The organism is Nocardia sp. NPDC050378 (genome assembly GCF_040655675.1).
Lineage (GTDB): Bacteria > Actinomycetota > Actinomycetes > Mycobacteriales > Mycobacteriaceae > Nocardia > Nocardia coubleae.
The window spans coordinates 173,465-196,313 of record NZ_JBFAKI010000005.1; the positions used below are offsets into that span (position 1 = coordinate 173,465).

At 68.0% G+C, this 22,849-nt stretch carries 11 protein-coding genes; 5 read left to right on the forward strand and 6 right to left on the reverse strand.

The window, feature by feature from the left end; translation table 11 throughout:
• Nucleotides 1–6 precede the first annotated feature (6 nt).
• Nucleotides 7–417 (forward strand): VOC family protein, encoded by a 411-nt coding sequence (locus AB0I35_RS13620; RefSeq protein WP_357396157.1) that lies wholly within the window; start codon nt 7–9, stop codon nt 415–417.
• Nucleotides 418–466: 49 nt separating this feature from the next.
• Nucleotides 467–2,836 carry an excinuclease ABC subunit UvrA gene (locus AB0I35_RS13625; protein WP_357396158.1) on the forward strand — a complete coding sequence of 790 codons (2,370 nt, stop codon included), beginning with the start codon at nt 467–469 and terminating at the stop codon, nt 2,834–2,836.
• Between the two features lie 50 nt (nt 2,837–2,886).
• Here AB0I35_RS13625 and AB0I35_RS13630 read toward each other — a convergent pair whose 3' ends face one another.
• Entirely contained in the window at nt 2,887–3,144 is a 258-nt protein-coding gene (locus AB0I35_RS13630; RefSeq protein WP_357396159.1) for a hypothetical protein, read from the reverse strand.
• Nucleotides 3,145–3,283: 139 nt separating this feature from the next.
• Complete coding sequence (locus tag AB0I35_RS13635; protein WP_357396161.1) at nt 3,284–3,895, reverse strand: TetR/AcrR family transcriptional regulator; 612 nt, start codon at nt 3,893–3,895, stop codon at nt 3,284–3,286.
• A gap of 80 nt (nt 3,896–3,975) precedes the next feature.
• Here AB0I35_RS13635 and AB0I35_RS13640 point away from each other — a divergent pair, with 80 nt between their 5' ends.
• Nucleotides 3,976–5,289 (forward strand): ABC transporter permease, encoded by a 1,314-nt coding sequence (locus AB0I35_RS13640; protein WP_357396163.1) that lies wholly within the window; start codon nt 3,976–3,978, stop codon nt 5,287–5,289.
• Nucleotides 5,289–7,067, forward strand: coding sequence for a long-chain fatty acid--CoA ligase (locus AB0I35_RS13645; RefSeq protein ID WP_357396164.1), 1,779 nt, complete (start codon nt 5,289–5,291; stop codon nt 7,065–7,067). Before AB0I35_RS13640 ends, AB0I35_RS13645 begins: the two co-directional genes overlap by 1 nt.
• 395 nt (nt 7,068–7,462) lie before the next feature.
• Here the strand turns inward: AB0I35_RS13645 and AB0I35_RS13650 are convergent, their stop codons facing one another.
• Nucleotides 7,463–8,269: an alpha/beta fold hydrolase gene (locus AB0I35_RS13650; protein ID WP_357396166.1), complete on the reverse strand. Its 807-nt coding sequence runs from the start codon at nt 8,267–8,269 to the stop codon at nt 7,463–7,465.
• On the reverse strand, nt 8,266–8,586 hold the full coding sequence (locus AB0I35_RS13655) for a DUF1272 domain-containing protein (RefSeq protein WP_357396168.1): 321 nt from the start codon (nt 8,584–8,586) through the stop codon (nt 8,266–8,268). Before AB0I35_RS13655 ends, AB0I35_RS13650 begins: the two co-directional genes overlap by 4 nt.
• Between AB0I35_RS13655 and AB0I35_RS13660 the strand changes: the two genes are divergently transcribed.
• Complete coding sequence (locus tag AB0I35_RS13660) at nt 8,580–9,194, forward strand: TetR/AcrR family transcriptional regulator (protein WP_357396169.1); 615 nt, start codon at nt 8,580–8,582, stop codon at nt 9,192–9,194. The genes AB0I35_RS13655 and AB0I35_RS13660 overlap by 7 nt on opposite strands.
• Nucleotides 9,195–9,231: 37 nt before the next feature.
• Here the strand turns inward: AB0I35_RS13660 and AB0I35_RS13665 are convergent, their stop codons facing one another.
• Nucleotides 9,232–10,389, reverse strand: coding sequence for an epoxide hydrolase (locus AB0I35_RS13665; protein ID WP_357396171.1), 1,158 nt, complete (start codon nt 10,387–10,389; stop codon nt 9,232–9,234).
• A 25-nt stretch (nt 10,390–10,414) separates the two neighbouring features.
• Nucleotides 10,415–22,834 carry an amino acid adenylation domain-containing protein gene (locus AB0I35_RS13670; RefSeq protein ID WP_357396173.1) on the reverse strand — a complete coding sequence of 4,140 codons (12,420 nt, stop codon included), beginning with the start codon at nt 22,832–22,834 and terminating at the stop codon, nt 10,415–10,417.
• Between the last annotated feature and the right edge of the window lie 15 nt (nt 22,835–22,849).

The window sequence follows — 22,849 nt, forward strand, 5'->3', positions numbered from 1 at the left end:
GATCCCATGAACATCACCATTCACCAGAGCTACCTGCCTCAGGACGACCCCGACGCCGCGCTGGCCTTCTACCGCGACGCCCTCGGCTTCGAAATCCGCAACGACGTCGGCTACAACGGCATGCGCTGGATCACCGTCGGACCGAAGGGCCAGCCCGACACCTCGATCGTGCTGCACCCACCGGCCGCCGACCCCGGCATCACCGAGGAGGAGAAGCGCGTCATCACCGAAATGATGGCCAAGGGCACCTACGCGGCCGTCAACCTCGCCACCGACGACCTCGACGGCCTGTTCGAGAAACTGCAGGCAGACGACGTGGAAGTGGTGCAGGAACCCACCGACCACCCCTACGGCATCCGTGACTGCGCCTTCCGCGACCCGGCGGGCAACATGATTCGCATCCAGCAGACGAAATAGTCGGACCCGACCGCTAGATTCGGTGGACGCCGAACGACCGAGGAGACCCATGAGCAAGACCGCATCGCCTGCGCCGGCCGACAGTCACGACCTGATCCGGGTCACCGGTGCCCGGGTGAACAACCTGCGCGATGTCAGCGTCGAGATCCCCAAGCGCCGACTGACCGTGTTCACCGGCGTCTCCGGCTCCGGGAAGAGCTCCTTGGTCTTCGGCACCATCGCCGCCGAATCCCAGCGTCTCATCAACGAGACCTACAGCGCGTTCGTCCAGGGCTTCATGCCCACCCAGGCCCGCCCCGACGTCGACGTCCTCGACGGACTCACCACCGCCATCCTCGTCGACCAGTCGCGTCTGGGCGCCGACCCGCGCTCCACGGTCGGCACCGTCACCGACGCCAACGCCATGCTGCGCATCCTGTTCAGCCGCCTCGGCGACCCGCACATCGGTTCCTCGCAGGCGTTCTCCTTCAACGTGGCCTCGATCAGCGGTTCCGGCGCGGTCGCGGTGGAGAAGAACGGGGTCACGGTCAAGGAGCGTCGCAGCTTCAACATCACCGGCGGCATGTGCCCCACCTGCGAGGGCAAGGGCAAGGTCAACGACATCGACCTCACCCAGCTCTACGACGAGAACAAATCCCTCGACGAGGGCCCGTTCACCATCCCCGGCTACAGCATGGACGGCTGGATGGGCCGAATCTACAAGGGCAGCGGCTTCTTCGACCCCGCCAAGCCGATCAAGAAGTACACCAAGAAGCAGCTCGCCGACCTGCTGTACAAGGAACCGACCAAGATCAAGGTCGACGGCATCAACCTTACCTATGAGGGCCTGATCCCCAAGATCCGCAAGTCGATGCTGTCCAAGGACGTCGAGTCGCTGCAGCCCCATGTCCGTGCGTTCGTCGAGCGCGCCGTCACCTTCGGCACGTGTCCCGACTGCGAGGGCACCCGCCTCTCGGCCGAGGCCCGCTCGTCGAAGATCAAGGGCAAGAGCATCGCCGACGCCTGCGCCATGCAGATCACCGACCTCGCCGAATGGGTCAAGACCATCGACGACCCGTCCGTGGCGCCGCTGCTGGAATCACTGCGCAACACCCTCGACTCGTTCGTCGAGATCGGCCTCGGCTACCTGTCGCTGTCGCGCCCGTCGGGCACCCTGTCCGGTGGTGAGGCGCAGCGCGTCAAGATGATCCGCCACCTCGGCTCCTCGCTCACCGACGTCACCTATGTCTTCGACGAACCGACCGCCGGCCTGCACCCGCACGACATCCAGCGCATGAACGACCTGCTGCTTCGCCTGCGCGACAAGGGCAACACGGTGCTCGTCGTCGAACACAAGCCCGAAACGATCGTCATCGCCGACCACATCGTCGACCTCGGTCCCGCCGCGGGCTCCAAGGGCGGAACGATCTGCTTCGAAGGCAGCGTCGACGGGTTGCGCACCAGCGACACCGTCACCGGCCGCCACTTCGACGACCGCGCCAAGGTCAAGGACACGGTGCGAAAGTCGAACGGCGCCTTGCGGATCCGTGGCGCCACCGCCAACAACCTGCGCAAGGTCGACGTCGACATCCCGCTCGGTGTGCTCGTCGCCGTCACCGGCGTCGCCGGGTCGGGCAAGAGCTCGCTCGTGCACGGCTCCATCCCGGTCGACGAAGGCGTCATCTCCATCGACCAAGCCCCCATCAAGGGTTCGCGCCGCAGCAATCCCGCCACCTACACCGGCCTGCTCGACCACATCCGCAAGGCGTTCGCCAAGGCCACCGGCGCCAAACCCGCCCTGTTCAGCGCCAATTCCGAAGGGGCGTGCCCGAACTGCAACGGCGCGGGCGTCGTCTACACCGACCTGGCCATGATGGCCGGAGTGTCGACGGTCTGTGAGGTATGCGAGGGCAAGCGGTTCATGGCCGAAGTCCTCGAATACACCTTCGCGGGCAAGAACATCAGCGACGTGCTGTCGATGCCCGTCGACGAGGCGCGCGAGTTCTTCGGCGAAGGGGAGGCGCGCACCCCGGCCGCGCACAAGATCCTCACCCACCTCACCGAGGTCGGCCTCGGCTACCTCACCATCGGTCAGCCGCTGACCACCCTGTCCGGCGGTGAACGCCAGCGCCTCAAGCTGGCCACCCACATGTCCGACAAGGGCGGGGTCTACATCCTCGACGAACCGACGACCGGTCTGCACCTGGCCGACGTCGAACAGCTGCTCGGGCTGCTCGATCGTCTCGTCGACTCCGGCAAGTCCGTCATCGTCGTCGAACACCACCAGGCCGTGATGGCCCACGCCGACTGGATCATCGACCTCGGTCCCGGTGCGGGCCACGACGGCGGCCAGATCGTGTTCGAGGGAACACCGGCCGATCTCGTCGCCGCCCGTTCCACTCTCACCGGTGAGCACCTCGCCGAATACGTCGGAGCATGAAAAGGCCCTCCCCTTTGGCTTCGTCATGGGGGAGGGCCTTCAGGGTCTGCCTAGTCGCGTTCGGGTGCGGCGACTTTGTTCAATTCGATCTGGTAGTACAGAATCCCCAGGCCGAGTACAAGATTCAGCAGGAATCCGATCGCCGGGCTGCACGACGGCTCCAGCCCGGCGCTCTCCTGAGTGGCCCTGATCCGATTGCCGGTCCGCCAGTAGCTGACGATGAAGCCGATCCCGGTCCAGGACAGGAACAGCATCACCAGCAGCGGGCCCGTGACGGGCGCCTCCGGGTCACGCCGCTGCTCGGCCATCTCCTTGTGGATCTTGTAGTAGTCGCTGCACCGGCGATGGGGCGAGGGCTGTAGTCATGTGGGTGACGCCTATCTGAATGCGAATGGAATGTCACAGCAGGGCTTTCGGCGCCACCGCAACCTCGCAACGTACTGCACATCACCTACTCGCGCCACCGGAGGACCGGCGGGGGAGTAGACCCAGGGTCAGGTGATCGATCAGGTCGTCGAGGAGTAGCTCGGCATCGTAGTCGGCGGTGTAGCCCGAACCGATGAACGTCGCCAGTCCCTGTAGCGCCGCGAGGGCGGTGACCCCGATGCGTTTCGGGTCGCCGGGGATGATCTCGCCCGCGGCCTGCCCCTCGGCGATCAGCGCGATCGGCACGGCGAAGGCCCGCTCGGCGGCGTCGTGGATCTCCGTCTCGGTGGAGCTGTGCCTGCGCGCGAACATCAGCGGCAACAGCTCCGGGTTGTCGACGGCGAACCGCAGGTAGGTATGGGCCAGGGTCCGCAGACGCGTCGTGATCGGGCCGTCGGCCGCGGCCTCTTCGAAACAGGCGCCGAGTCGTCGCAGGCCGGTGACGGCCAGTGCGTCGAGCAAAGCCTGCTTGTCACGGAAATGCCTGCTGGGCGCCGCGTGGCTGACGCCGGTGTCGCGGGCGAGCTGACGCAACGACAGCCCGTCGGCGCCGACCGTACGCAGCGCCGCCTCGGCGTGCTGCAGCAGTGCGGCGCGGAGATCGCCGTGGTGATAGCGCGAATGCAGGGACATGGTGCTAGCAGGATATCCGACACACCCCCGCGATGTTTGCATTGACTACTTTGTAGTCGGTGACTACATTTGCGCATGCCATGACTGACAACACCGCGCCGACGCGCCGACCGCGCAGCATGCCGATCCGTGACTGGTTAGCGCCGATCACGCTGGTCACCGTGCTGGCCGCGCTCCTGGGAACCATGTACCTCGGCTACACCGCCGACCCCGAGAAAAACCTGCACGACTTCCCGATCGCCCTGGTCAACCAGGATGTCGGCGACACCCTCGCGGGCAAACCCGCCAACCTCGGCGCGCAGATCACCACCGCGCTGGGGGAGCAGATCCCCGCCGAGAAGATCGACCTGCGCGCCGTCGGCATCAACGAGGCGCACCGGCAACTGCGCAACGGTGAGGTGTACGGCGCCATCATCATTCCCGGCGACTTCACCAAACGCGTCGCCATCCTCGGTGCCGCCTCCGTCGTCACCGGCGACGTCGAACAGCCGATGATCTCCGTGCTCACCAACCCCCGCGCGGGCACCCTCGCCGCCCAGATCATGCAGACCGTCGCCGACAAGGCGATGACCGAGGTCAACACCACCGTCGGCACCCAGCTCGCCGACCAGGTCCGCGCCGCGATCGGCAGCACACCGCTCAGCGGCGCCACCCAGCTGCAACTCGCCGAGCCCATCGACATCGTCGTCAGCGCCTACCACCCGCTGCCCGAAGGCACCGGCCAAGGCCTCGCCGCCTTCTTCTACACCCTGGTCCTGCTGATCGTCGGCTTCAGCGGCGCCATGATGATCAACTCCCTCGTCGACGGGTCCCTCGGATTCGTCCCCGCCGAATACGGGCCGTGGCACAAGCCGACCACTCCCGCCCGCATCAGCCGCTGGCGCACCCTGCTCATCAAGTGGGCCATCGCCGTCATCAGTGCCCCGCTGGCCTCGGCCGCGTTCCTCGCCGTCGGCGCCCTGCTCGACATGAGCATCGAACGCCCGCTCATGCTGTTCCTCTACGGCACCCTGGCCATCATCGCCATCGCGGTCACCGGTCTGTCGGTGATGGCCGCCTTCGGCACCGCGGGCCTGATGATCAACCTCATCGTCTTCGTCGTCCTGGGAATCCCGTCGTCCTCGGGCACCATCCCGCTCGAAGCGACACCGCGCTGGATCGCCGACATGGCCTCGTTCGAACCGATGCACCAGATCTACCTCGCCGTGCGCGCCATCATGTTCTTCGACGGAAACCTCGAGGCAGGCCTGAGCCGCGGCCTCTGGATGACCATCGCCGGCCTGGCAATCGGGTTGGTCCTCGGTTTCGCGGCCACCCACGCCTATGATCTGCGTGGCCTGCACCGCCTCGGCCTCGATCACCGCCAGGAACCGGCAACCGTGGAAGGGCACTGATGCGAGAGTTCGAAACCCCGGCGTCGTACGTGATTCCGGACAACGCCAACAACTCCGACAGCGTGTTCCGGTACGGCGAAGAATCGCCCGACACGGTGCTGTTCAGTGTCGCGGGCGCCGACATCACGGCCGCCCAGTTCGCGAAAACCGTGACCGCCGTGGCGAAAGGCCTCATCGCCACCGGTATCGAACCTGGTGACCGGGTCGCCATCATGGCACCCACTCGTTACGAATGGGTCGTTCTCGACCACGCCATCTGGACGGTCGGCGGTTGCACAGTAGCCATCTACGACAGCTCAGCTGCCGAACAGGCCAAATGGATCCTGCAGGACTCCGGCACCGGGCTGCTGATCGTCGACAGCGACAAACACCGCCGCGTCATCGACGAGATCGCCGCCGACGCACTGTCCGACCTGCGTGAGATCCTGCAGATCGACAAAGGCGTCGTCGCCGAACTCACCGCCCGTGGCGCGCACCTCGACGACCAGGCCGTCCACACCCGGCGCGCCGGGGTCGGCGCAAACTCGCCCGCGACCCTGATCTACACCTCCGGCACCACCGGCCGCCCCAAGGGCGTGCTGCTCACCCACGCGAACCTCTACGCCGAATCCAAATCCGACCGGCTCGCGCTGGGGGAGTTCGTCACCGAGGGCAACCGCACACTGATGTTCCTGCCGTTGGCACACGTGTTCGCCCGGGCGGTCACGCTCGCCGCGCTCGACGCGAAGGTGATCGTTTCCTTCAGCTCCGATTGGGCGACCCTCGTCGACCAATTCGCGCGGTTGCGGCCCGATTTCATCCTCGCGGTGCCGCGCGTGTTCGAGAAGGTGTTCAACGCCGCGAAACAGAAGGCACACGCCGGCGGCAAGGGCCGCATCTTCGACCGGGCCACCGAGACCGCCATCGTGTGGAGCGAGACGCTCGACACCGGTGGGCCTGGCCTGTTGCGCAAGCTCGAGCACGCCCTGTTCGACAAGCTCGTGTACGCACAGTTGCGTCGCGCGCTCGGCGACCGATGCGGTGCGGCGGTTTCCGGCGGCGGCCCACTCGGCGCCCGGCTCGGGCATTTCTTCCGTGGTGCGGGCATCCCGGTTTACGAAGGCTACGGCCTCACCGAGACCACCGCCGCCATCACGGTGAACACCCCGCGCAACACCCGCGTCGGCACCGTCGGCCGACCCATCGAGGGCCATGGCATCAAGATCGCCGACGACGGTGAACTCCTGTTGCGCGGACCTGTCGTCTTCGGCGAATACTGGGGCAATCCCGACGCCACCGCGGACGCCTTCGTCGACGGCTGGTTCCGCACCGGCGACCTGGGCGCCATCGATGCGGACGGCTATCTCACGATCACCGGCCGCAAGAAGGAAATCCTGGTCACCGCGGGTGGCAAGAACGTCTCACCCGGCCTGATGGAAGACGCCCTGCGCGCCCACCCCGTGGTCGGTCAGGCGATGGTCGTCGGCGACGGCCGCCCGTTCGTCGGTGCCCTCGTCACTCTCGACCCCGAAGCCCTTCCGTCCTGGAAACAACGCAACAACATCCCCGCCGATACCCCTGTCGAAGACCTCGTCGACAACCCCACGCTCCGCGCGGACATCGACCAAGCCGTCGCCGACACCAACAAGTTGGTCTCCAAGGCCGAGGGCATCAAGAAGGTCCGGATCCTGCCCACCGACTGGACCGAAGCCACCGGCGAGCTGACTCCGAAAATGTCCCTGCGCCGAGCCGAGGTCATGAAGAAGTACGCGTCCGAAGTTGAAGCGCTGTACAGCTGAGTCCCTCCCCAACCCCTTCATTTCGTCACTGTGACGAAATGAAGGGGTTGGGGAGGTGGAGGGGGAGTGTACCGAGCAACCCCGGTCGGCCTTCTTCGCGCTTGCCCGCAGATCAAGCCCTGGGCGTCGCCATTCATCCCGAATCGTCATAAATGGCCGGAGGCTCGAAATCGACCGAAAACGGCCCGGCGCGAGCAAACCGTCTGCATGGACGAGTTTGCGACAACAGCTGTTGCGAGGCGAAACGGTCGGCTGGTGAACGGTGCCGTGGGCACGCGCTGCCAAGTTGCACACGATGCCACAATGTTCTCGAAACCCCCATCGACCGGCCCGGTTGAAACGCCGATAATGCACATTATGTCAAGTAAAGCTCGCACCGCCATGCGCAGCGGGCGTCACTTCTTCTCCGGCGAGAAGATCTCTGACGCCCACTGATTCAGCGCATCGACAGCAACGTCTGGTTGCTTCAGCCACCCCACGTGTCCCGACGGCTCGCCGAAATGGGCGCGCGTGGTCGTGGCGCATGGGAAGAAACGCACCAGAGCATTCACGGCAGAGACAGGTGCGAGTCGGTCGTTGCCGAACGAGACTGCGAGGAGCGGAAAACTCCGGTTCGGCAGCACGCGCGGGGTCTTGGACCACGAACCGATACGGGCTATGCGTGCCCAGTCCCCGATGAGCTGTGCCGATTGCCTACCGAAGCCGAATCCGCGGCCCTCGAACACGCCTTGCGCGCGGGCCATTCCGGCGAAGACCGTTGGCAATACGAGCGGTACGAGGCGTGCGCGGCCGGTGAAGGCCCGCCAATGCGGTGTGCCTGCGGCGACGAGCGCCAGCCCGTCGAACTCCCCCGGCGCCATCGATTCCAGTGCGAGGGCCAGCTGTCCCCCGAGGCTGTGTCCGACCAGGACCACCGGGCCGGTCTGCTGCTGACGTGCCCAGGTGATGGCCTCGGTCAGGTCGCCCGTGACCAAGTCGGCGTAGCCGAACCTGGTCTCTCGGGAAATGACCAGGTCGCTGTCTCCCTGCCCGCGGTAGTCGAGTGTCAGCACGGGGAATCCCTGTGCTTGCGCGGCTTCTGCGAAGCGCTGGTAGTGGCGTGCGATCACCCCGAGGGCCGGTAGGACCAACAACGTCGGCGCACCGGGTCGACCCGGAAACCAGTGCGCGACAGCACCGCTGGGCATTGCGTTCGTGATCATCGACCGGTCCTCCGGATCTTGCGACGCAGTCGAGCCGGTGCCCGCCGGGCGATCTCGGCGACGCCGGTGGTGCGCCGGGGTCGCCGCACCAACTCCCCCGCGCAATTCGGGCACACCCCGTGATCCGCCATGCAGGCCGGACAGTAGGTGCACTCATAACTGCAGATGAACGCGTCGGCGTCGGCGCTCAACGGCGCCGCACAGGTTTCGCAGGTGGACTTCATCTTCAGCATCGCTGCCACTCCCTCGATCTCACATACAAACTGTATGTCACCTACAATGTGTACGTCACGGCTAGAGGGAAGGCAAGATGGCATCGGTTCGCGAAGAGGGCGCCGCACGCACACGGGCGACGTTGATCGCGGTGGGCACCGCGTTGTTCGCCGAGCACGGCTTCGCCGAGGTGACGACGGCCCGGGTGTGCGAGGCCGCCGGTGTCACGCGGGGCGCGCTGTACCACCATTTCGGCAGCATGGTCGGGCTGATGGAGGCCTGTTTCGCCGAGGTCGATCACGGTGTGGTCGACACCTTGTCGAAGCATGCGGTGACAGGCCGACCGATCGAACGCGTGCATGCGGTCACCCACGCGTTCGTCGACCAACTGTCGGACAAGACTGTGCGCCAGATCCTGTTCGTAGAAGCCCCCGCCGCCCTCGGCTGGACCCGCTGGCGCGAGATCGACGGCGGCCGCTCCCTCGCCCTGGTCAAAGATCTTCTCCTGGCCGCCCACGATCAGGGTGAACTGCTCCCCCGCCACGACCCGAAAGTGCTGGCGCACCTGCTGTTGGGCGGCCTCAACGAACTCGCGATGTTCGTCGCCGCCTCCCGCTCCCGCGACAAGGCACTGGCCGCCGCCCACACCGAACTCAGCGCGGTACTCGACGGCATGTTCGCCTCCGACCACGGCGAACCGCTCCGCGGTTAGTTCCGAGGAGTTGGTCGACCTCTGCGGACGTGCCAGGTCACCGCGCGGCGGCCAGCACCGCGGTGAGTCCCTCCCGTAGGTCCTGGACGAAGAACTCCGGAACCTCGAGTGAAGGGAAGTGTCCTCCGGTTTCGGGTGTCGTCCACCGGACGATCTGCCGGTAGCGCTGCCGCGCCCACGGCAGCGGGCACTTCTCGATGTCGGCCGGATACATCGTGATCGCCGACGGGACGTCCACGCGAAGGTCGGGGTCGAGGGAGGCGTGGCTTTCGTAGTAGATGCGGGCTGCCGAGGCGCCGGTTCGGGTCAGCCAGTAAAGGGTGACGTCGTCGAGGACGCGGTCCATGGGTATCGCTTCGAACGGGCTGTCGTCGGTGTCGGACCACTCGGCGAACTTGTCGAGGATCCGGGCCAGCAGCCCGACCGGTGAGTCGACGAGGGAGTAGCCGATGGTCTGCGGTCGGGTCGCCTGCTGTTTGGCGTAGGCGGCGCGGTAGCGCCAGAAGTCTCGGGTTTCCTCGGTCCACCGGCGTTCGGTCGGCGTCAGGCCGTGTGTTGTGAGGCCGGGCGGTGCTTCGGCGAACAGGGTGTGGATGCCGAGAACACGGTCCGGGAACCTGCCGGCGAGGACGGTGGTGATATTGCCGCCCCAGTCGCCACCGTGTGCCAGGAACCGGCCGTAGCCGAGCCTGCTCATCAGTTCTACCCATGCGGCGGCGATCTTTTCGGTGCCCCACCCTGTGGTGGTCGGTTTGTCGCTGTAGCCGAAACCGGGCAGTGAGGGGGCGACGACGTGGAATGCCGGTGCCGCGGTATCTTTCGGGTCCGCCAGTTCGTCGACGAGGTGGGTGAATTCGGCGACGCTGCCGGGCCAGCCGTGCGTCATGATCAGTGGTGTGGCGTCTGTGCGTGGAGACCGGCGGTGCAGGAAGTGGATGCCGAGATCGTCGATGGTCGTGCGGAACTGTCCGATCTGGTGGAGGCGCTCTTCGAACGAGCGCCAGTCGTATCCGCTCTGCCAGTAACGCATCACCTCGACAAGATCGGCACGCGGCACGCCCTGATCCCACCGGCGCGGGTCGGGTCCCGGTCGGTAGACCGTCTCCGCTTCCGGCAACCGCGCTGCGGCCAATCGTGCGCGCAGGTCGTCGAGATCGGCGTCGGTGGCGCGGGATTCGAATGGTTGTACGTCCATGCGTACCGGGTTACCCGAATTCCGCTCAGCCGCTCTGCCCGGCGACCTCCCGATCGAGCTGTTCGTTGAGTACCCGGGCGATGCGGGCCAGGGCCGCGGGTTCGGTCATCGCCAGGTGGGTGGCGTCGATGTCGATATCGGTGATGTGCCCGCGCACGCTCGGTGCCCATCCCCGATGACCGGTCGCGTCGTCGCGGCGTTCGCCGGTGGCGGTGAAATACAGCATGTCGCAGTCGATTACCGGTGGTTGCCAGTCGGCGGCGGCCCGGATCGACTCGTTGTAGGCGTCGGTCATGTGCTGTATGAGGGCGGCGTCGATACCGAGCCGCTCCCCCAGTTTCTGTTCGATCAGCGTGGCGGCTTCCTCGGCGGTGGCGTCGGTGGGTACGAAATCGATACCCATGACCGGGCCGAGGTTGGCGACCAGTTCGCCGGCTGTCACGGTGGTGACGGCGGTGGGATCGAATCCGTCGGCTTCGGCGTCGAGCAGGGCAAGTAGCGCGACTTGTTCTCCGGCGGCGCGTATTTCGGCGGCGATGGCGTGGGCGATCTGGCCGCCCAGTGACCAGCCGAGCAGGTGGTAGGGGCCGTGCGGCTGGACGGCGCGGATTTCGTCGAGGTAGCGGCGGGCGGTGTCTTCGATGGTCGCGGACCCGGGTTCGCCGCTCAGTTGTGGTGCCTGGATTCCGTAGATGGGCCGGTTCTCGGTCAGGTATTCGCCGAGCGGGCGGTAGCACCAGGCCAGGCCGGAGGCGGGGTGGACGCAGAACAGCGGGGGTTGTGTTCCGGTGGTGCGGATCGGTAGCAGGACATCGAATCCGGGTGTGGTCGCCTCGGTGGTGGTGTGACCGGTGCGCATTCCGGTTTCGATGCGTCTGGCGAGGTCGGTGGGGCGCGGGTCGGACAGGATCCAGCTGACGGGGACCTCGTAATCGAGTTCCTTGCGGAGTTCGCTGACCACCTGCACCGACTTGAGAGAGTTGCCGCCGAGGGCGTAGAAGTCGTCGTCGGCACCGACGCGGGCCATGCCGAGGACGTGCTCGTAGACCCTGGCGACCTCGCCTTCGAGCCAGGATTCCGGTTCCCGGAACTCCCCCACGTCGAATACCGGTTCCGGTAGGTGTTTGCGGTCCAGTTTGCCGGAGTCGGTCAGCGGCACGGTGTCCAGCACCGTGACGGTGGTCGGCACCATGTAGTCGGGGAGTTCGGCGGCGGCGTGGTCGAGCACGGCGTCGGTGTCGACGTCGAGGCCTGCTGTCGGCATCAGGTAGGCGACGAGCCGGTCCCCGGTGCCGGAGGTGTGGACGGCGGCGATGGCGCGGGCGACGGTGGGGTGTTCGGCGAGGACGGCTTCGATCTCGCCGAGTTCGATGCGCAGGCCGCGGAGTTTCACCTGGAAGTCGGTGCGGCCCAGGTATTCCAGTTCGCCGGTGCGCAGGCGGCGGGCGCGGTCGCCGGTGCGGTACATGCGCAGGCCTGGGGTGAACGGGTCGGGGACGAATCGTTCCGCCGTGAGGCCGGGACGGGCGTGGTAGCCGCGGGCGATCTGGTTCCCGGCGAGGTACAGGTCCCCCGCTACCCCGGGCGGGACCGGGCGCAGGCGGGTGTCGAGGACATGGGCGCGGACGTTCCACACCGGCGTGCCCATGGGGATGCTGCCGGTGTCGGCGTCGGTGACGTGGTGGGCGGTGGCGTGCACGGTGAATTCGGTGGGGCCGTAGAGGTTGTGCAGTTCGGTGTGGGGCATGGCGCGGCGTGCGGCCGACACCACGTCGGCACCGAATGCTTCGCCGCCGACGAGGAGGGCGCGCAACGATGTCAGGGATCGCGCGGGAGCGGCGTCGGCGAAGGCAGCGAGCATGGACGGGACGAAGGAGGTGACGGTGACCTGCCGGTCGGCGATGGTGTCGGCCAGGTAGGTGGGGTCGGTGTGTCCGTCGGGTCGGGCGATCACCAGGCGGGCGCCGACGGCGAGGGTGGCGAACAGTTCCCAGACCGAGACGTCGAAGGTGGCAGGGGTCTTCTGCAGGACGGTGTCGGCGGTGGTGAGCCGGTAGGAGTCGATGATCCAGTGGAGTTGGTTGAGGGCTGCGCTGTGCGGTACGGCAACACCTTTGGGGCGTCCGGTGGATCCGGAGGTGAACAGGACGTAGGCGATGTTGTGGGGTCGTAGTGGGGTGCGGCGGTCGATGTCGCTGACGGGGGTGTCGTCGTAGTCGGTGAGGTCGATTCCGTCGAGGGAGGTGAGTTCGAGGACGGGTGCCGCGGTGGTGAGCATGTAGTCGATGCGGTCGGCGGGGTGGGCAGGGTCGATGGGCACGTATCCCCCGCCGGCGGCGTGGACGGCGTACACGGCGGTGACCTGGTCGAGGGATCGGGGCATGCGTAGTGCGACGAGGGTGTCGGGGCCGACGCCTCGGGCGATGAGCCAACGAGCGAGACGGTTGACGCGGGCGGCGAATTCGGCATAGGTGAGCGCTTCGGAGCCGTATTCGACGGCCGGCCGGTCGGCGTGGATGCGTGCGGCGTGGGTGAACAGGCTGGCGAGGGTTTCGTGGGGGTCGAGAGGGTGATCAGTGGCGTTCCACCGGTGCAGCAGTGCGTCGCGTTCACCGGTGTCGAGGAGGTCGACGTCGTGGATCCGGCGGGTGGGGTCGGTGGCGAGTGCGCGCAGGATCCGTTGCAGGCGTTCGGCGATGGTGGTGGCGGTGGCCGGGTCGAACAGGTCGGTGGCGTAGGTGATGGTGCCGTTCATTCCGGTGGGTGCGCCGGTGCTGTCGTGGGTGTCGGAGACGGTGATCTGGAGGTCGAACAGGGAGGTCGCGGTGTCGGCTTCGACGGCGGAGGCGGTGAGTCCGGGGAGTCGGAAGTCGGTGGTGGTGTGGTTCTGGAAGGCGAGCATCACCTGGAACAGGGGGTGGTGGGCGTGGGAGCGGACGGGATTGAGTTCTTGGACGAGGCGTTCGAACGGGACGTCGGCGTGCCCGAATGCGGCGAGGTCGTCGCCTCGGACGTGCTCGAGGAGTTCGGTGAAGGTCATGTGGTCGGTGAGGTGGGTGCGCAGGACGAGGGTGTTGACGAACATGCCGACCAGGTCGTCGAGTTCGGGTTCGCCGCGACCGGCGTAGGGCGTGCCGATGGCGATGTCGTCGGTGGCGGCGAGGCGGCCGAGGGTGGCGGCGAGGGCGGCGTGGAACACCATGAACAGGGTGCTGTTGTGGGCGCGTGCGACCTTTTCCAGTGCGGTGTGCAGGTCGGCGTCGACGGTGAGTTCGACGTTGCCACCGGTGTAGGTCTGGATCGGCGGCCGCGGACGGTCGGTGGGAAGTTCGAGCTGTGGCGGCAGATCGGCGAGGCGGGCGGTCCAGTAGTCGATTTGAGCGCGCAGCAGTGAGTCGGGGTCGTGTGCGGCGCCCAGGACGGTGTGCTGCCAGATGGCGTAGTCGGCGTACTGGACCGGTAGCGGTGTCCAGGTGGGTGGGTGGCCGTCGACTCGGGCCTGGTATGCGGTCATCATGTCGCGGGCCAGTGGGGCGAGGGAGGATCCGTCGCCGCAGATGTGGTGCAGGACCACTGCCAGCACCCAGGTGTCGGGGCCGGTGTCGTAGAGCCTGGCCCGCAGCGGGATTTCGGTCGTGACGTCGAATGCGGTGGCCAGGAGTGTGGTGAGTGCGGCGGGCAACGCGCTGTCGTCGATCGGGACGGGGTGCAGCGGTGGCGTGGCGAGGTCGGCCGGTAGGACGACCTGTGCGGGCTCGCCGTCGATGTGTGGGTAGCGGGTGCGCAGGACTTCGTGCCGGTCGACGACGTCGGTGAGGGCGCGGTGCAGGGCGTCGGTGTCGAGGTGGCCGGTGAGGCGGATGACGATGGGGATGCTGTAGGCGGCCGAATCGGGTTCGAACCGGTTGAGGAACCACATGCGCTGCTGCGCGTAGGACAGCGGGATGTGCGGCGGCCGGGGTTGTGGGGTGAGCGCCACTCGTCCGGTGTCGGCGTGGGATTCGGCGCGGGCGGCGAGTTTGGCGACGGTCGGTGCGTCGAAGATCATCGCGACCGGCACGGTGGCGTCGAGGGCGGCGCCGATGCGGGCGGCGACGCGGGTGGCGACGAGACTGTTGCCGCCGAGTTCGAAGAAGTCGTCGTCGGCGCCGACGGCACGGTCGAGGCCGAGGACGTCGGTGAAGACACCCGCCACGATTTCCTCGACCGGTGAGGCGGGGGCACGGAACTGCTTGGTCTGCAGGACGGGTTCGGGGAGGGCCTTGCGGTCGAGTTTGCCGTTGGGTGAGAGCGGGATCCGGTCGAGCACCATGATCGTGGCGGGCACCATGTAGGCGGGCAGGGTGTCGGTGAGTGCGGTGGTGAGGGTGTCGACGGAGATTTCGGCACCGGGTGCCGCGACCACGTAGGACACCAGCGTGACGGGGCCGGTGCCTTCGCGGCGTGGGATGGTGACGGCGTAGGCGATGTCGGGGCGGGCGCCGAGGGCGGTGTCGATCTCGCCGAGTTCGACACGGAAGCCGCGCACCTTTACTTGGAAGTCGTTGCGTCCCAGGAATTCCAGGTCGCCACGGGTGTTCCAGCGGACGAGGTCGCCGGTGCGGTACATGCGGCTGCCGGGTTCGGCGTAGGGGCAGGCGATGAATCGGTCGGCGTTGGTCGCGGCGCGGTTGAGATAGCCGCGGGCCAAGGCTGGGCCGGCCAGATACAGTTCGCCGGTGACGCCGACCGGTGCGGGCCGGAGCCGGTCGTCGAGGACCAACGCCTGGATTCCGGGCAGCGGGGTGCCGATGGTGGGTCGTTCACCGGGGTGGATGGGTTCGGTGGAGGTGGCGAGCATGGTGGTTTCGGTGGGCCCGTAGAGGACCCGGAATTCGCGGGTGCCCGCACGGTCGCTGCCCGCCCAGCGGTGGATGAGGTCGGCGGGGACTTCGTCGCCGCCGGACACGATGTGCTGGAGGTCGTCGAGTCCGGTGGGGTCGACCGAGGCGAGGGCGGCGGGGGTCACGAAGGCGTGGGTGACGCGGTGGGTGCGCAGGAATTCGGCCAGTTCGTCGCCGCCGTAGAGATCGGTGGGGGCGATGACGAGGGTGGCGGCGCGGCCGGTGGCGAGCAGGATTTCCAGGATCGAGGCGTCGAAGGACGGTGAGGCGAAGTGCAGGACGCGATCGCTGTTGCGGGGCGGGGTGCCGAGGCGTTGTCCGGCGACGAAGTCGGCGATTCCGGTGTGGGTGATCGCGACGCCCTTGGGTCGGCCGGTGGATCCGGAGGTGAACACGATGTAGGCGACGTGGGTGGCGTGTAGTGGCCGGAGCCGGTCGGTGTCGGTGACGGGTTCGGCGGATTCGCTGTCCAGTTCCGGGGTTTCGGCCGGGGAGTCGAGCAGGATCCAGTCGACGGTGCCGGGCAGTGGGGGTCGTGAGCCGGTCAGGGTGATGCCGAGGGTGGCACGGGAGTCGGTGACCATCTGTTCGATGCGGCCTGCTGGGTAGCGGGGGTCCACCGGGACGTAGGGGGCACCGGTTTTGACGACCGCCCACCAGGCGACGACTTCGTCGGCGGTGCGGCCGGTGGCGACGAGCACGGGATGTTCCGGCCCGGCGCCGTGGCGGATCAACCGCCGTGCCAGCTGGTTGGAACGGGTGTCGAGTTCGCGGTAGGTGAGTTCGGTGTCGCCGGAGACGACGGCGGTGCCGGTGGGGTTGTCGTGGACGGCGGCGGCGAAAACCTCCGGTAGCAGGGCCGGGGGCGGGGTTCCGGCCGGGCGCGGCCCGACCCGGGTCGCGAGGTCGTGGTGTTCGGTGTCGTCGAGCCAGCCGAGATCGCCGACGGCTTCGGTGGGGTCGGTGGTGACGGCGTCGAGGACTCGGAGCAGTCGTGTGCGGAATGCGTGGGCGGTGGTTTCGTCGAACAGGTCGCGGGCGAAGGTGAGTGTTCCGGAGAGTCCGCGCGCTGCTCCCCTGTCGTCGTAGGAGTCGGCGAGGATCAGTTGCAGGTCGAATTGGGACAGGCCGGTATCGATGTCGGCGCGGGAGACGGTGACGCCGGGCAGCTCGACATCGGTACCGGACAGGCTCTGGAAGGCGAGCATCACCTGGAACAGCGGGTGCCGGTCGGCGGCGCGTTGCGGATTGAGTTCCTCCACGACCCGTTCGAACGGCACATCGCCGTGTTCGAAGGCGGCCAGGTCGGTGTCGCGGGTGCGGGTGAGCAGTTCGGTGAACGGTTCGCCGGTGTCGACGGGGGTGCGCAGGGCGAGGGTGTTGACGAACATGCCGACGAGGTCCTCGAGGCCGGGTTCGCCCCGGCCCGCGACGGGGGTGCCGATCACGATGTCGTCGCTGCCGCTGAGGCGGCCGAGGACGGCGGCGAGGGCGGCGTGCATCACCATGAACAGTGAACAACCGCGACTGTGGGCGAGTTCGCGTAGCCGGGTGTGCAGGTCGGCGCCGATGTCGACGGGGATGCGGCCACCGGCCAGTGAGGCGACGGGTGGGCGGGGGCGGTCGGTGGGGAGATCGAGGCGGTCGGGGGCGTCGGCGAGGGTTTCCCGCCAGAACCGCAGCTGGGTGGACAGTAGCGATTCGGGGTCGTCGGCGGCACCGAGGACTTCCCGCTGCCACAGTGCGTAGTCGGCGTATTGGACGGGTAGGGGCTGCCAGCGGGGTGCGTGCCCGCCGACCCGGGCCGCATAGGCGGTGACGACATCGCGGGCCAGCGGGCCCATGGATTGCCCGTCGCCTGCGATGTGGTGGACGACGAGGGCGAGCAGGTATTCGCCGGTGCCAAGGTCGAACAGTCCGATGCGGAGCGGGACCTCGGTGGTGACGTCGAATCCGTTGCGCACGAACGCGTTCACGGTGTCGGCCAGGGTTGTGGTGTCGACGGGAATGGTGTGCAGAGCAGGGGCGGGTTCGGCCAGCACCAGCTGACGGGGTTCACCCGCGGTCTCGGGATAGACGGTGCGCAGTACTTCGTGGCGGGCGACGACGTCGGTGAGAGCTCGGCGCAGGGCGTCGGTGTCGAGTTCGCCGGTGAGGCGCAGCATGACGGGAATGTTGTACGCGGCGGATTCCGGTTCGAACCGGTTGAGGAACCACATGCGTTGCTGGGCCAGTGACAGCGGCAGGGGTTCGGGGTGCGGGCGGGCGGTGAGCGGGATCCGTTCGCCGGTGCGCAGAGTGCTGGTGTGGCGGGCGAGGGCGGCGACGGTGGGTGCCTCGAACAGGGCACGCACCGGTACCCGGACGCCGAGTGCGGCACCGACCCGGGCCACCACCAGCGAAGCGCTGAGGGAATCGCCGCCGAGGGCGAAGAAGTCGTCGTCGGCGCCGACCCGGTGCACGCCGAGGACCTGTGCGAAGGCGGCGGCGACGAGTTCTTCCGGCCAGGAAGCGGGGGCCCGGTATTCGCGTGCGGCGAAGACGGGTTCGGGCAGGCGGTCGCGGTCGAGTTTGCCGTGGGCGGTGAGTGGTACGTCGTCCAGGATCATGATGGCGGCGGGCACCATATAGGTGGGCAGCGCGTCGGCGAGGGCGGCGGTGAGGGACTCGACCGAGACGTCCTCCCCCGGTGCGGGCACCACATAGGACACCAGGCGTGCCGGTCCCCCGTGGTCGGTGTGTGCGAGGGTGGTCGCGAAGGTGATGTCGGGGCGGCCCGAGAGCGCGGCGTCGATTTCGCCGAGTTCGACACGTGAGCCGCGGACTTTCACCTGGAAGTCGTTGCGGCCCACGAATTCCAGGTCGCCATCGGCATTGCGGCGGACGAGATCGCCGGTGCGGTACATGCGGGTACCGCCATTGCCGAACGGGCAGGCGATGAACCGGGCGGCGGTCAGACCGGGCCGGTCGATATAGCCTTCGGCCAGCCCCGGACCGAACAGGTACAGTTCGCCCGCCACGCCCTGCGGGACGGGACGCAGCCAGCTGTCGAGGACGGTGGCGGCGACCGGACCGACGGGGCGGCCGATACCGATGGGCGCGTCGGCGGACAGTGCGGATGCGGTTGCCCAGATGGTGGTTTCGCTGGGGCCGTAGAGGTTGAGCATGGTGCGACCCGGTGCCCACCGTTGGACCAGTTCCCGTCCGACCGGTTCTCCGGCCGTCGCCAGGACCCGCAACGTGGTGAGGTCGTCGGCCGGGACGGTGGCCAGTGCGGACGGGGTGATCACCGCGTGCGAGATGTGTTCGCGGCGAACGAGATCGGCCAGTTCACGGCCGCCGTACACGTCCGGTGGTGCGATGACGAGCCGTGCGCCCGATCCGTGTGCCATGAGCAGTTCGAAGAGGTTGGCGTCGAAACTGGGTGACGCGACCTGCAGGACCGTGGCCTGGTCGTCGACCTGCAGTGTCCGGTGTTGTGCCGCGACCAGGTCGGTGAGGGCACGGTGGCAGACCAGGACGCCTTTGGGGGTGCCGGTGGATCCGGAGGTGTAGATGACGTAGGCACTGAGATCGGGTTGCACATCGGGGGTGAGCGGTTCCGGCGATTCGGCGGCCACGCCGCTGTGGGTGTGTTCGTCGTCGACGATCAGCCAGTCGGTGCCGTCGGGCAGTTTCGGTGCGGTGGCGGTATCGGTGATGCCGAGTGGTGCCCCGGAGTCCGACAGCAGGAATTCGATCCGTCCGGTGGGCAGGTTCGGGTCGATCGGAAGGAACGCCGTCCCCGCTTTGGCGGCCGCCCACAGGGCCACGACTCCGGGGAGTGAGCGTGGGAGTGCGAGGGCGGTGATCCGGCCGGGTCGGGCGCCGCGGCGCAGCAGGGCGCGGGCGAGACGGTTGGATTGTTCGTCGAGTTCGCGGTAGGTGAGGGCGGCCGCACCGCACTGCGCGGCGACGGCACCAGGGGTACGGGCGGCGGTGGCGGTGAGGATGCCCGCGAGGGTGTTCGGCGTGTGGTGGCCGGTGTCCGGGTGGGCGGGTGCCGGGACGTCGGGAAGTGTGAGTGCACCGAGTCGGGTGGCCGGGTCGCGGGCAATGCGGGTGAGGACGTCCACGAATCGGGTGAGGAGGTGGTCGGCGCGGGTGCGGTCGAAGTCGTCGGTCAGGAAGCGGAGCGTGATCCGCAGGCCTGATGCACCTTCGGGGATGGGAGCGACGACCAGGCTCAATGGGAACGGGGTGGCGTCGACGCCGGAGATCTCGTCGACACGCAGGCCTGCGGAATCGACGAGTCGTTGCAGGGCGGCGCGGTCGACGGGGAACGACTGGAATGTGACCGCGGTGTCGAACAGTTCGCTGACGCCGATGCTGCGCTGGATTTCGGGGAGCCCGATGTAGTGGTGGTCGAGCATGCGGGCGTGCTGCTCCTGGACCCGCACGAGCAGGTCGCGCAGTGTCTGTGCGGGCTCGAGCCGGACCCGGACCGGGATGGTGTCGAGGAACATGCCGAGGGTGCGTTCCACCTGTGGCAGTTCCGGTGGCCGACCCGACACCGCCGAGCCGAAGACGACATCGGTTTCGCCGGTGAGTACGCGCAGGTTCAGTGCCCAGGCCGCGGCGACCGTGGTGCTGACGGTGACGGCCGCGTCGGCGGCGACATCACGCAGCGCGCGGTACAGCTCGGCGGGCAGGTCGGTGATCACCTCGGCGGCGTTGCCCGAGGTGCCCGCTCCGCGGGCGACGCGGGTCGCGGAATCCATGTCCGCGAATTCCCGCGCCCAAGCGGCTTTGGACGCGGCGGCGTCCTGGTGCTGCAGCCAGGTCAGGTAGTCGCGGTAGGAAGGGGCGGGTCCGGTAGTGCCGATTCGCTCGGGAGCACCGTAGTTTTCGAGCAGTTCGCCCATGAGCAGCGGCATCGACCAGCCGTCGAGGATCACATGGTGATTGGTGACCAGCAGCCGGTGCACACCGGGTTCGAGGCGGATCAGGGTGAACCGGATCAGCGGCGGTGCGGACAGGTCGAAACCGGCTGCGGCGTCGGCGGCGGCGATGTCGGTGGCGGTGCGTGGGTCCTGTCCGCCGGCCAGGTCGATTTCGCGGAAGTCGGTGTCGGCGTGGCCGAGCACGATCTGGTGTGGTCCGGCGGCGGTTTCGGCGAATCCGGCGCGCAGGATGTCGTGGCGGTCGATCAGTGCCTGGGTGGCGCGGCGCAGGCGGTCGGCGTCGATCTCACCGGTGAAGCCGATGGTGGTTTGGACGGTGTAGTTGTCCGCCTCGGTGGTGAAGGTGGAGTGGAAGTGGATTCCCGACTGCATCGGCGACAGCGGCCAGACGTCGGCCAGGCCCGGATACTGTTGCCGCAGTGCGTTGATCGCGTCATCGTCGAGTGTGACCAGCGGTGACCCCGGGGTGTCGTCGGTGCCCGTTGCGGAGCTGTCGCGGCGGGCGGTGGCGGCGAGCGCGGCCACCGTCTTCCCTTCGAACACCTCGCGTGGGGTGAGGACGAGTCCGGCGGCCCGAGCGAGCGCGACCAGGCGCATGGACACGATGCTGTCGCCGCCGAGGGTGAAGAAGTTGCTGTCGGCGGACACCCTGTCCAGGTTCAGGACCTGCGCGAACAGCTCCGCCATGGTGTGTTCGGCGGGGGTTGCGGGGGCGCGTCCGGCGGTGTCGGGGCCGGTGAGTTCGCGCTGTCGCAGCGCTGTACGGTCGGTCTTGCCCGTGGGGGTGACCGGCATTTCGTCGAGTTCGACGATCGCCGTGGGGTGCATGTAGTGGGCGAGGGTGCGGTCGAGGTGCTCGTGCAGCTGCGTCGTGTCCAGGCTTCGGCCCGGTGCGCCGACGACGAAGGACACCAGGACCGGTTCACCGGTCGGGCCGGTGCGGGTGACGGTGGCGGCGCTCGCCACTGCGGGATGGTGGGCGAGCTGAGTGTCGATCTCCCCCGGTTCGATGCGCAGGCCGTGGATCTTGACCTGTTGATCGTTGCGGCCCAGGTATTCCAGTTCGAGCCCGGTGCGTGCGGGAATCCAGCGCACGGAATCGCCTGTGCGGTAGAGGCGTTCACCGCTGCCGGAGTGCGGGTCGGCGACGAAACGGGCGGCGGTGGTCGCGGGCCTGCCGAAATAGCCGCGCGCCAGACCCGGCCCACCGATATACAGCTCTCCCGCGACCCCGACCGGTACCGGCCGCAACCACATGTCGAGGACCGCGACGGAGACGCCGTGGACGGGACCACCGATCGTCACCGGTTCACCCGGGTGCAGGGCGGCGGACCCGGTTGCCCAGATCGTGGTTTCGGTCGGTCCGTAATGGTTCATCAGCCGTCGGCCGGGCGCCCACCGCTGCACGGTGTCCGCCCCGGTGGCTTCACCGACCACCGCGATGGCGGTGAGGTCTGGTACCCGTGCCGGGTCGAGGGTGTTCAGCACCGACGGGGTGATGATGGCGTGGGTGACCCGTGCGGTGCGCAGCAGTTCGGTGAGATCCGCGCCGCCGTACACATCCGGGGGTGCGATCAGCAGGCAGGCGCCGTTGCCGTGGGCCAGCAGGAGTTCCGAGACGCTGGCGTCGAAACCCGGTGAGGCGACTTGCAAGACCGTGGAGGCGGAGTCCGCGCCGAATGCCTCGGTGTGTGCGGCGACGAGGTCGGCCAGACCGCGGTGGGTCACCTGCACCGCTTTCGGGGTGCCGGTCGAACCGGAGGTGAAGATGAGGTAGGCGGTGCTGTCGGGTGCTCCCGGCCTCGAAGGGGCGGGGGCAGCGTGAGGCGTGTGGGCGTCGTCGAGGGTCAGCCAGTCGACGGTGCCGGGCAGATGCGCGGCGACGGGAGCGGTCGTAATACCCAGGCCGGCGCCCGAATCGGCCAGCATCCCGGCGATGCGTTCGCCGGGGTTGCCCGGATCGAGCGGAACGAACGCGGCACCGGTTTCCGCGACCGCCCAGATCGCGACGACCAGGTCGATCGACCGAGGTAGCGCCAGAGCGACGAACGTTTCGGGACGCGCGCCGCGAGCGACGAGCACGGCGGCGAGTTCGCCCGCACGCTGCCGCAGCTCACGGTAGGTGAGGGTGATGTCGCCGGATCTGACCGCGGTGGCATCGGGACAACGGTGAGCGGTGGCGGCGAGAATGTCGTGCAGGGTTCGTTCGGGCACCGCGGGAGCACCTGTGGCAGGCACCGGTTCGCCGGGTCCCGGGGTGACAGCGGCTGTGCGGGTGGCGGGTTCGGTGACCAGCTGGGTGAGGATCCGTTCGAATCGTGCGAGCAGGGTGATGGCCTGATCGGTGTCGAACCGGTCGGTGGCGTAGCGCAGGGTGAGCGTGTAGGTGCCCGCGTCGTCGCCGGTGGGACGCGGCGGGGTGACCTGCAGGCTCAGCGGGAACGGGGTGGCGTCTTGGGCGTCGAGTTCGATCAACCGCAGCCCGGCCGCATCGAGATCGCGGGCCAGCCCTTCCCGGTACAGCGGATAGGACTCGAGCACCGTGACGGTGTCGAACATGTCCGCGATCCCGGTGGCGCGCTGCAGTTCCGCCAACCCGATATGGCGGTGCTCGAGCATCGCGGCCTGCTCGGA

Coding starts and splice junctions, on each gene's coding strand:
- AB0I35_RS13620 (WP_357396157.1), top strand. CDS start 7: ATGAACATCACCATTCACCAGAGCTACCTGCCTCAGGACGACCCCGAC.
- AB0I35_RS13625 (WP_357396158.1), top strand. CDS start 467: ATGAGCAAGACCGCATCGCCTGCGCCGGCCGACAGTCACGACCTGATC.
- AB0I35_RS13630 (WP_357396159.1), bottom strand. CDS start 3,144: ATGGCCGAGCAGCGGCGTGACCCGGAGGCGCCCGTCACGGGCCCGCTG.
- AB0I35_RS13635 (WP_357396161.1), bottom strand. CDS start 3,895: ATGTCCCTGCATTCGCGCTATCACCACGGCGATCTCCGCGCCGCACTG.
- AB0I35_RS13640 (WP_357396163.1), top strand. CDS start 3,976: ATGACTGACAACACCGCGCCGACGCGCCGACCGCGCAGCATGCCGATC.
- AB0I35_RS13645 (WP_357396164.1), top strand. CDS start 5,289: ATGCGAGAGTTCGAAACCCCGGCGTCGTACGTGATTCCGGACAACGCC.
- AB0I35_RS13650 (WP_357396166.1), bottom strand. CDS start 8,269: ATGATCACGAACGCAATGCCCAGCGGTGCTGTCGCGCACTGGTTTCCG.
- AB0I35_RS13660 (WP_357396169.1), top strand. CDS start 8,580: ATGGCATCGGTTCGCGAAGAGGGCGCCGCACGCACACGGGCGACGTTG.
- AB0I35_RS13655 (WP_357396168.1), bottom strand. CDS start 8,586: ATGCCATCTTGCCTTCCCTCTAGCCGTGACGTACACATTGTAGGTGAC.
- AB0I35_RS13665 (WP_357396171.1), bottom strand. CDS start 10,389: ATGGACGTACAACCATTCGAATCCCGCGCCACCGACGCCGATCTCGAC.
- AB0I35_RS13670 (WP_357396173.1), bottom strand. CDS start 22,834: ATGCTCGAGCACCGCCATATCGGGTTGGCGGAACTGCAGCGCGCCACC.